Origin of the sequence: Burkholderia sp. Nafp2/4-1b (assembly GCF_003635165.1) — a bacterium.
Classification (GTDB): domain Bacteria; phylum Pseudomonadota; class Gammaproteobacteria; order Burkholderiales; family Burkholderiaceae; genus Burkholderia.
Map to the genome: position 1 here is coordinate 328,495 of NZ_ML058610.1, position 10,679 is coordinate 339,173.

Sequence of the window (10,679 nt, forward strand, 5' to 3'; positions counted from 1 at the left end):
GATGTATGGTGCGATGGTTTGGGCGGGTGAAATCCGCTAGAATCCCAGCCTTCCGATGGTCCCGCACCATGCCGTAAACGGATCGTAACCAGATCGAGTCAATGAATATCATACCCGTCATCATCTGCGGAGGCGCGGGCACCCGGCTGTGGCCCGTGTCGCGTGAAGCGTTTCCGAAGCCGCTGTTGCGCCTTGCTGACGGGCAAAGCCTGCTCCAGAAGACCTATCTTCGGGCCCAGCAGGCCACCGCTGCACGCGAAGTCGTCGTCGTCACGAACCGCGAAACCTACTTCCTGACCAAGGACGAGTGCACGAACGTGCGCGAGGCAGGCAACCGGCTCAGCTTCGTGCTCGAACCCGAGGCACGGAACACGGCCGCCGCCATCGGCGCGGCTGCCGAATTGATCCGCCGCGAGCACGGCCCGGACGCCGTCATGCTGGTGCTGCCGGCCGACCACCTGGTCGCCGACCAGGCAGCCTTCGATGCTGCAGTGCAGCAAGCCGCGGCAGCTGCCGTCGACGGCCAGGTCGTCACGTTCGGCATCCACCCGACCAGCCCCGAAACCGGCTACGGCTATATCGAATACGATGCGGCGCCGTCGCGCGGCCCGGCGTCACACAAGGTCACGCGTTTCGTCGAGAAACCGGAGTTGTCGGTCGCCGAGGCGCTCGTGGCCGACGGGCGCCACCTGTGGAACGCCGGCATGTTCTGCTTTACCGCCCAGACGATTCTCGCGGAACTCGAGCGCCACGCGCCCGGCGTTGCCGCACCGGTCGTCCATGCGGTCGACACCGCAGCGCGCAGCACGTCGAGCGACGGCGACTACGCACTCGAACTCACGCCGGCCGCCTTCCGGGAAACCGAAAGCATCTCGATCGACTATGCGGTTATGGAGCGCTCGGCGAACGTCTACGTCGTGCCGTGCGATATCGGCTGGAGCGACATCGGCTCCTGGCTGTCGATCAGCAACCTCACCGCCCCCGACGAGCGCGGCAACCGCATCAGCGGCCATGCGCAACTTCACGACGCCGACAACTGCTTCGTCCAGAGCGACGACCGGATGGTCGGCCTCGTCGGGGTGCACGACCTGATCGTCGTCGATACGCCGGACGCGCTGCTCGTCGCCTCGGCGCAACGCGCCCAGGACGTGAAACACATCGTCGCGGGCCTCAAGCAGTCGAACCACAGCGCGTATCGCCTGCACCGCACCGTGCACCGTCCGTGGGGAACCTACACGGTGCTGGAGGAAGGCGAACGCTTCAAGATGAAGCGGATCGTCGTCAAGCCGGGCGCCTCGCTGTCGCTGCAGATGCATCACCATCGCAGCGAGCACTGGGTCGTCGTCAGCGGCTGCGCCGATGTCGTCAACGGCGAGCAGATCATTTCGCTTCAACCGAACGAATCGACCTACATTCCGGCCGGGCACAAGCATCGGCTGATCAACCCCGGCGTGCTCGATCTCGTGCTGATCGAAGTGCAGTGCGGCGAATATCTCGGCGAAGACGACATCGTCCGCTTCGAAGACGTCTACGGCCGCACCTCGTAGAACCGACGCGGCGGAGCGAAGCGCCCGCGCCCCCGTGTCGATCCGGGGGCGTGCGGCATGGATGTCGCGGTGCTGCGGAGTTCCCGCTCCCGCGCCGCGCGTCCCGACGGCAACCCACGCGCGGAAGCCGCCGCCCCGCGTCGCGCGCACGACCTGTTCATAGGAATTCTGCATGGCAGTAGGAATTGTCAAATCCGCGTGGCGATATCGCGGATTCATCGTCAGCAGCGTGAAGCGCGAGTTTCAATCGCGCTATCGGAATTCGCTGCTCGGCGGAGCGTGGATGGTGATCAATCCGCTCGCGATGATCTTCGTCTATACGGTGATCTTCTCGCAGCTGATGCGCGCACGACTACCCGGTGTCGACAGCAACCTCGCCTACAGCGTCTACCTGTGCGCGGGCTCGCTCACGTGGGGCCTCTTCGCCGACACGCTGACGCGTGCGCAGAACGTGTTCCTCGAGCAGGCGAACCTGATCAAGAAGCTCAACTTTCCGCGCATCTGCCTGCCGATCATCGTCGCATTGAACGCACTGCTGAACTTCGGCATCGTGTTCGCGCTCTTCACGATCTTCCTGCTGGTTTCGAACAATTTCCCGGGCTGGTCGTACTTCGCGCTGATTCCGGTGCTGCTGCTCCAGGTCGCCTTCTCGATGGGCCTCGGGATCGTGCTCGGCGTGCTGAATGTCTTTTTCCGCGATGTCGGCCAGCTCTTCGGCGTGGTCATGCAGTTCTGGTTCTGGTTCACGCCGATCGTCTATCCGGTCACCGTCCTGCCGGAGCGCGTGCGCCACTACATCATGTTCAACCCGATGGCACGCGTGATCACCGCCTATCAGGACATCTGCGTGTGGCACCGCATGCCGAACTGGTACTCGCTGTGGCCCGTTCTGGCCCTCGCCGTCCTGCTCTGCGCGGCCGGCGCATATATTTTCCGCAGGCACTCGGCTGAAATGGTGGACGAACTGTAATGACGGCGATCAAGGTAGCCGGCGTCGGCAAGGCATACAAAATCTATCGGTCCCGCTGGGGACGACTCGTCGAGTGGATCGTGCCGGGCTCGAACCGCCACGAACTGCGGTGGGTTCTGCACGATATTTCGTTCGATATCGAACCGGGCGAAGCCGTGGGCCTGATGGGCGTCAACGGCGCGGGCAAGAGCACGCTGCTCAAGATCATCACGGGCACGACACGTGCGACTAAAGGCCAGATCGCGATCAACGGATCGGTCGCCGCGCTGCTCGAACTCGGCATGGGCTTTCATCCGGACTTCACCGGCCGGCAGAACGTCTACATGGCCGGCCAGCTGCTCGGCCTGACCAATCACGACGTCGACAGACTGATGCCCGAAATCGAGGAATTCGCCGAGATCGGCGAATACATCGATCAGCCGGTGCGCGTCTATTCGAGCGGGATGCAGATGCGTCTCGCGTTCAGTATCGCGACGGCGCGCCGCCCCGACATCCTGATCGTCGACGAGGCGCTGTCGGTCGGCGACGCGTATTTCCAGCACAAGAGCTTCGACCGGATCCGCAAGTTCCGCGAACAAGGCACTACCCTGCTGCTCGTGTCGCACGACAAGACGTCGATCCAGTCGATCTGCGACAAGGCCATCCTGCTCGAGAAAGGCACCGTCTCCAAGATCGGGCCGCCCGAGGAGGTGATCGACTTCTACAACGCGTCGCTCGCGCAGCGCCAGAGCCAGACGATTCGGCAGGAAGTGACGGCGGACGGCAATACACGCACGATCTCCGGCACCGGTGAAGCGACGGTCGAGCACATCGCGCTCTACGACGGCGCGGGCAACGAGGTCGAAATGGTCGACGTGGGCTCGAGCGCGCAGCTCGAGATCACGGTGCGCGCGAACGCGGCGATTCCGAAGCTCGTCCTCGGCTACATGATCAAGAACCGCCTCGGCCAGGACATCTACGGCACCAACACGTACCACACGAAACAGATCGCCGAGGACGTGAAGGCCGGCGAATGCCTGAAGTTCACGTTCGCGTTCGACATGAACGTCGGCCCCGGCTCGTATTCGGTTGCAACGGCACTCACCAGCGGGTCGGATCACCTGACCAACAACTATGAGTGGCGCGACTACGCACTGGTCTTCACGGTCGCGAACCTGACCCGCCCCTTCTTCCTGGGTTTCAGCTTCATCGAACCCACCATCCGGATCGAGCGGCAATGACCTTTCTCTCCTTTGCGCAGAACTTCGAAGACATCGTTCTCTGGCGCGCGCTTTCCGATGTCGAACAGGGTTTCTACATCGACGTGGGTGCCAACGAACCGATCGAGGATTCCGTCACGAAGGCGTTCTACGAACGGGGCTGGCACGGTGTCAACGTCGAGCCGGTCACCGAACATTTCAATGCGCTCGTGCAGGATCGGCCGCGCGACATCAATCTTGCGTGTGCGCTCGGCGAAAAACCCGGCCGCCTGACGCTCTATGAGATCGATGCGCGCGGCCTGTCGACCAACGCGCCCGAGATCGCGAATCGCTATCGTGAATCCGGTCGCCTGTACGGCGAACGCGAGGTCGAGGTCCGCACGCTCGCGGACGTCTGCGAAGCGTACGCGCCGGCCGACATCCATTTCCTGAAGATCGACGTCGAGGGCTTCGAGCGCAACGTGCTGCTCGGCGCAGACTTCAAGCGCTTCCGCCCATGGATTCTCGTGATCGAGTCGACCGAGCCGAATTCACCGGTCGACAACAGCGCGGAGTGGGAATCGATCGTGACCGACGCCGGTTACGAATACGCGTACTTCGACGGCCTGAACCGGTTCTATGTCGCGGCCGAGCACCGCGACCTGAAGCCGCGCATCGCGCTCGCGCCGAATGTGTTCGACCGCGCAAAGCTGCGGCGCGGCCACTGCTTCGTGCTGGATCCCGAAGTGTCGCCGGACGCGCATCGCGCGTTGCACGACACCCTGGCAGAGCGTGAGCGCGCGCTGGCCGCGTTGAACGACGAGCTGGCCGCGGTGCGCGCCGAACTGTCGGAAGCGCACCTGAACGCCGCCCATGCCGAAGCGCAGGCGATGGACCTGAAACGCCAGCTCGCCACCTTGCAGGCGGACCACGCGCGGCAGACCGAACGGCTTGCACAGCCGCTCGTGCGCATTGCGCTGCGGCTGCACGGCGGATCGCGCTAAGTGACGACGAGGGATCGACGACATGACTCAATCCGATAACCGCCCGGACGCTGCATCGGGCGACGAAACATCGACTCGCGACGCGCGAATCCGCGATTCGCAGGCGTTCGCAAAGCATCTCGAACCGACACGCGACGACACGCGCCAACCGGCGCTGTCCCCATTGCGAATCGATGCGGAGCTCCTCGCCCGCATCGGCATGCTGAGACACCTCGCTGCGCCGCGGACGTCGCTGCCGCCACGCATCGCGCGCTACCGGCTGCTGCGGTTCGCGCCCGTGCAGCGCGCGATCCTGCGCGTGTGGAACTACGTCACGCGCCCCGGCCGCACCCAATCGCAAGCGACGGCCGACTGCGTCGACCTGATTTACACGGAACTCAAGCGGATCACGCAGCATGACCAACGCTAACCCGTCCGCCAAGCGGCGCGTACTGATCGTCCGCGGCGACCTGAACAGCTACAGCGGCTATGCGTATGCGACCCGTCTCTATCTCGAATGGCTTGAGCCGCACTTCGACATCGTGCTCGGCGTCGATCTGCACGGCCACCCTTCGCGCCATGTCGCGGTATGGCCGTATCCGCTGATCGCCGACAACTGTGTCGCGAGCGCCGCCAAGCTGCCCGACAGCGAGGTCGTCGTCCTGACGATTTCGACGCCCGACAACTTCCGTCCGTTCACCGGCGCGCGGAGCATCGGCCTGTTCTTCTGGGAAACCGATCGCCTCGGCAATCAGTCGTGGATTGCGTCGATCAACGATATCGACGAAGTGTGGGTGCCGGCTCAGTTCATGCAACCGATGCTCGAGGAAGAAGGCGTAGAGATCCCGGTCATCTATACGCCGTGTCCGATGCCGCATGGCTCGACCCAACCGCGCGACGTTTCGATTCCGGACCTCACGCTGCGCGAAATCCCGCTGCGCGAAGGCATGGCCCCGAAACTCGTCTCGTTGTCCGAAGTACGCACATCGAGCGACCTGCTGCTGCTGAGCACCAACACGCTGATTCCGCGCAAGGGCTTCCCGGTGCTCGCCGACGAATGGCTCGACGTGATTCGCGCGCATCCGCGCGCGGGCCTTGTCCTCAAGGTATCGACGATCGACGTCACGGAGACGGCCGATCGCCTGTTCGACCGTGTGTCGACGCTGTTCGCGCAGATCGCCCGGCGCCATGACGTCGACGCATCGCGTGTCTATCTGTGCACCGGCTCGCTGACGCACGACACGATGCAGGCGCTCGGGCAGATCTGCGACGGCTTCCTCACCGCATCGTTCGGCGAAGGGCTCGGGCTCGGCCTGTTCGAAAACCTGCTGGCGGGCAAACCGGCCCTGTGTCCGCGTCACACGTCGTTCGCGGAATTCCTGCCGCCCGACTATCGCTACTTCATCGACACCGAAATCGCCAACTTCGGTCTTGCCGATCCGGTCGGCGTGAACCCGATCTCTGCGCACTGGGGCGTACTGCGCGAAGGCGCGCTGCTCGCGACCGTCGAGACCCTGCTCGGCGACCTGCGCGAGCGACGTACGCACACCGAGATCAGCGCCGCGGTCGAGCATTTCCGTACCGTCTGCCGCCCGCGGGCATGGGAGCACCACGCATGATGCGTCTTGTCATCGACATCACTCCGCTCGCGATCAATCGCACTGCGATGTACTTCATCGTGCGCGACACGGTGCGCCACCTGATCCTGTCCGGTCATCCGGTTCAATTGCAGGCACTGGGCGAACCGGTCGATCTCGCGGAATTCGTCGCCAACGATTACACGCTGAACGCGAGCTTCGAGTCGCGCGTCGGCGCGCTGCTCGGCGCGGCCCTCGCCAACCCCGACGCGTTCGCGCGACGCCACGACGAGCGGCAGCCCGAGGCACCGTGCATCAACTTCGTGTTCGACCCGCTGTACCTGCTGTTCGTCGGCCGCGCCGTGCGCACGATCGCGTATGTGCTCGACCTGACGCCGATCACACGCCCGCAGTGGCACAACCCGAGCGTGTCGCGCCTCTATTCGATCGCGTACGACCGTCTGTACGATCCGTCGATCGACATCCTGTCGATCAGCGAAAGCACGTCGCGCGACCTGTGGGCCAACTACGGCATTCCGCGCAGCCGCATGCGTGTCGTCCCGCTCTATGACCGTTTCGATCATCCGGTCGAAGCGAAGCGACGCGAGCCGTCGCGGCAATTCCTGTTCGTCGGCAGTCTGGAAACCCGCAAGAACATCACGGGACTCGTCCAGGGCTTCGCGCTGTCGGGGCTCGCCAAGGAAGGCTATACGCTGCGCATCGTCGGCGGCGACGGCCACGGCGCCGAGGTCATCAAGGCCGCGGTTTCCCGCGTGCAAGGTGCCGTGCTCTGCGGCCGCCTGCCCGACGACAAGCTGCGTGACGAGTACGAGCGTTGCTGCGCCCTCGCGTACCCGTCGTTGTGGGAAGGCTTCGGCCTGCCGGCGCTGGAGGCGCTCGCACGCGGCATCCCGCTGCTGCTGTCGGATACCGGCGCACTGCCCGAGGTTGGTGGCCCGTTCGCACGCTACGTCGACCCGTGCAACCCGCACTCGATCGCGCAGGGCCTCGTCGAAGCCGCCCGGCGCGCCGACGACGATCCCGACTACGGCGCGCATACCCTGAGCGCACGTCAGGAGTGGGTTCGCAAATTCTCGCGCGAAGCATACCTGTCGGTCGTCACGGAAGCGGTGCGACACACGGAGAGCGCAGCCGCACGATCGAGCGCGCGCAATGACCCGTTGTCCGAAAATGCTGCCGCGCCCGGAGAGTCCGCAGTCGACACGCCCGCGGCGAATCGCCCGTTGCCGCTCACGCGCCGCATCCGTCGCGCACTGATCCATCGATCGCGCATCGTGCCGGCCACGCTGCGCGACGTGCCGGGCAATTCGTTTTCGCTGGACTACCTGTACTGCCTGCAACAGGAGCGGCGCCTGCGCCTGTCGCGGATGCTGTCGCGCTTCATGTCCGGCCGGATCTGGATGTATCCATGGTACGCGGCGCGCGTGATCGCCGAAGCGATTTCGCTGCAGGTCACCAATACGCTGGTTCGATCGATGATCAACGAGACGCTGATCCAGAAACTCGGGACGCGTCTGGAGCGCGATCATGACTGACGTGGCCGTCGTCAAGCCCGATCACCTCGGCGACTTCGTCCTTAGCGTGCCCGCGCTGCGCGCCCTACAGCAGAAGTTCGGCAACTACGACTTGTATGCGGCGCCGGGCAACCGGTTTCTGCTCGAGCATTTCATGCCGGACGGGCCGGTCCTGCATCCGACCAAGCTCGCCCACCTGCAGAAGGACGGGATCGGCGAAGGCATGCCCGAACTGATTGCGCAGCTGAAGCGCTACTCGCTCATCGTGTTCCTGCGCGACGACGGGTTCTGCCAGGAAGCGGCCAGCATTCTCGGTTCGCGCGCGGTCGCACCGCGCAGCGACAACGTCACCCATGAAACGCGCATCCAGCAGCGCGTCACCGAATCGCTGACCGGCGCGTACTCGCGCACGTCGCTGATGTGGCCAGCCGGTGCCGAGCCGCAATGGCCTGCGGCGCTGCGCACCGTCGGCATCTCGCTGAGCGCGGGCTTCTTCGCGAACAAGATTCCGGCGACGACCTGGGTGCGGCTCGCGCAATCGCTGCAATCGAAGTACGGCATCGCGATCAAGCTGATCGGCGGCCCGCTCGAGGCAGACGAACTGAAGATGCTCGCGCGGATGCTGAACCTGGCCGACTCGGACGTGATCCTCGGCGGCGCGAAGCTGTCCGATTTCCACGCGCGGGTCGGCGAATGCGACGTCGTGGTCGGCGCAGACAGCGGCACACTGCACCTGGTGTCGGTCTGCCGGCCGGTGCTCGGCGTATTTACGTCGAGCCCGTGGCAACGATTCTCGCCGTTCGGCGCAGCGAACCGCGTGCTGTATTCTGACGTCCCCTGCTCGCCGTGCATCCAGTTTTCAAAGGACGCTTACAACGGGTGCGTGATACGTGAATGTGCGGCGCTGATCACTGCGCCGGACATCGAAGCCGCCCTGCTCGCGCCGTGCCCCGGGGCCAAACCCAGACTGGGGCGTCTGCTGCATATGGTCTGCGGCCCCAGCCATATCTGACCCGAACCCACCCATGGCCATTATCGAGGACACCGTGAATACCCAGCCTCATATCCTGGTCGTCGGCGACGTGATGCTCGATCAGTATTGGTTCGGCAACGTCAACCGAATTTCGCCGGAAGCGCCGGTGCCAGTCGTTGCGGTCCAGCGTACCGAAAACCGGCTCGGCGGCAGCGCCAACGTCGCGCATAACTGCGCGCGGCTCGGCGCGACCGCCACACTGCTCGCGGTGGCGGGACGCGACGCCAACGCGGACACGATCGCGCGCCTGTGCCGCGAGAACGACATCGACGCGCGGCTCTGCGTCGACGACGACCTGCACACGACGGTAAAGCTGCGCGTGGTCGGTCATCAGCAACAGCTGCTGCGCCTCGACTTCGAACGCACGCCGGCGCCGGCCGTGCTCGCACAGATCTCGGCCGCGTTCGACGATGCGCTGCCGAGCGCCGACGTCGTGATCTTCTCGGACTACCATAAGGGTGCGCTCGACGGCGTACAGGCACTGATTCAGCGCGCCCGCGCGCAGGGGAAGGTGGTGCTCGTCGATCCGAAAGGCGACGACTACGAACGTTATCGCGGCGCGACCCTGCTCACGCCGAATCTCTCGGAATTCAAGGCGGTCGCAGGCCGGTTCGGTTCGGAAGCCGAACTGACCTCGAAGGCCGAGGCGCTGCGCGAGCAGTTGTCGCTCGAGAAGCTGCTCGTGACGCGCAGCGAGGAAGGCATGACGCTGTTCGACGCACGCGGCGCCCATCATCAACCGGCGAAGGCCCGCGAGGTGTTCGACGTGTCCGGCGCGGGCGATACCGTCATCGCCACGCTGGCGGTACGATATGCAACCCATGGCGACTGGCTGCGTGCGATGCACGAAGCCAATGTCGCGGCGGGCATCGTGGTCGGCAAGCTCGGAACCGCCGCCATCACGCTCGACGAACTCGAAAACGCGCTCGCGGCCGAGTAAATCTGCCCGCCCGCTCAATCATCGCAAGCTACAGAGGATCTGACATGCAAAAGAAAACTGCAATCATCACCGGCATCACCGGTCAGGACGGCGCGTACCTCGCGGAACTGCTGCTCGGCAAGGGCTATCGCGTGTTCGGCACGTACCGCCGCACGAGCTCCGTTAATTTCTGGCGCATCGAGGAACTCGGCATCGCCGGGCATCCGGACCTCAATCTGGTCGAGCACGACCTGACCGACCTGTCGTCGACGATCCGCCTGCTTCAGACGGCGCAACCGGCCGAGGTGTACAACCTCGCGGCGCAGAGCTTCGTCGGTGTGTCGTTCGACCAGCCGGTCACGACCGCCGAGATCACCGGCATCGGCGCGCTCAACGTGCTGGAAGCCATTCGCATCGTCAACGACAAGATCCGCTTCTACCAGGCGTCGACCTCGGAGATGTTCGGCAAGGTCCAGGCCGTGCCCCAGATCGAAACCACGCCGTTCTACCCGCGCAGCCCGTATGGCGTCGCGAAGCTGTACGCACACTGGATCACGGTCAACTATCGTGAGTCGTACGGCATCTTCGGTTCGTCGGGAATCTTGTTCAATCACGAATCGCCGCTGCGTGGCCGTGAATTCGTCACGCGCAAGATCACCGACTCGGTCGCCAAGATCAAGCTCGGCAAGCTCGACGTGCTCGAGCTCGGCAACCTCGACGCGAAGCGCGACTGGGGCTTCGCGAAGGAATACGTCGAAGGGATGTGGCGCATGCTGCAGGCGGACGAACCGGACACGTTCGTGCTGGCAACGAACCGCACCGAAACCGTGCGCGATTTCGTGACGATGGCGTTCAAGGCGGCCGGCTACACGCTGCGCTTCGAAGGGACGGCGGACAACGAGCGCGGGATCGACGTCGCGACGGGCAAGACCCTCGT

The 10,679-nt window shown here is 64.5% G+C and carries 10 protein-coding genes; all 10 read left to right on the top strand.

Features of this window, described 5'->3' with window-relative positions; all coding sequences use genetic code 11:
* Positions 1-101 precede the first annotated feature (101 nt).
* Positions 102-1,547, top strand: coding sequence for a mannose-1-phosphate guanylyltransferase/mannose-6-phosphate isomerase (locus C7H84_RS21660; RefSeq protein ID WP_121860694.1), 1,446 nt, complete (start codon positions 102-104; stop codon positions 1,545-1,547).
* A gap of 172 nt (positions 1,548-1,719) precedes the next feature.
* On the top strand, positions 1,720-2,517 hold the full coding sequence (locus C7H84_RS21665) for an ABC transporter permease (protein WP_121860695.1): 798 nt from the start codon (positions 1,720-1,722) through the stop codon (positions 2,515-2,517).
* Positions 2,517-3,737, top strand: a complete 1,221-nt coding sequence (locus C7H84_RS21670) for an ABC transporter ATP-binding protein (RefSeq protein WP_121860696.1) — start codon at positions 2,517-2,519, stop codon at positions 3,735-3,737. Before C7H84_RS21665 ends, C7H84_RS21670 begins: the two co-directional genes overlap by 1 nt.
* Positions 3,734-4,699 (top strand): FkbM family methyltransferase, encoded by a 966-nt coding sequence (locus C7H84_RS21675; protein WP_121860697.1) that lies wholly within the window; start codon positions 3,734-3,736, stop codon positions 4,697-4,699. The genes C7H84_RS21670 and C7H84_RS21675 overlap by 4 nt, the downstream gene beginning before the upstream one ends.
* Before the next feature lie 22 nt (positions 4,700-4,721).
* The gene (locus C7H84_RS21680; RefSeq protein WP_121860698.1) at positions 4,722-5,108 is read left to right on the top strand and encodes a hypothetical protein; all 387 of its coding nucleotides are present in this window, start codon (positions 4,722-4,724) and stop codon (positions 5,106-5,108) included.
* Positions 5,095-6,297, top strand: a complete 1,203-nt coding sequence (locus C7H84_RS21685; protein ID WP_121860699.1) for a glycosyltransferase — start codon at positions 5,095-5,097, stop codon at positions 6,295-6,297. Before C7H84_RS21680 ends, C7H84_RS21685 begins: the two co-directional genes overlap by 14 nt.
* Positions 6,294-7,811 (top strand): glycosyltransferase family 1 protein, encoded by a 1,518-nt coding sequence (locus C7H84_RS21690; protein WP_162999336.1) that lies wholly within the window; start codon positions 6,294-6,296, stop codon positions 7,809-7,811. The genes C7H84_RS21685 and C7H84_RS21690 overlap by 4 nt, the downstream gene beginning before the upstream one ends.
* A complete protein-coding gene (locus tag C7H84_RS21695) occupies positions 7,804-8,802 on the top strand; it encodes a glycosyltransferase family 9 protein (protein ID WP_121860701.1) in 999 nt (332 codons plus the stop codon). The genes C7H84_RS21690 and C7H84_RS21695 overlap by 8 nt, the downstream gene beginning before the upstream one ends.
* A 34-nt stretch (positions 8,803-8,836) precedes the next feature.
* Positions 8,837-9,763 carry a D-glycero-beta-D-manno-heptose-7-phosphate kinase gene (gene rfaE1 / locus C7H84_RS21700; RefSeq protein ID WP_346428390.1) on the top strand — a complete coding sequence of 309 codons (927 nt, stop codon included), beginning with the start codon at positions 8,837-8,839 and terminating at the stop codon, positions 9,761-9,763.
* A 44-nt stretch (positions 9,764-9,807) separates the two neighbouring features.
* Positions 9,808-10,679 (top strand): GDP-mannose 4,6-dehydratase (locus C7H84_RS21705; RefSeq protein ID WP_162999337.1); only part of this gene is annotated, 872 nt, incomplete at its 3' end.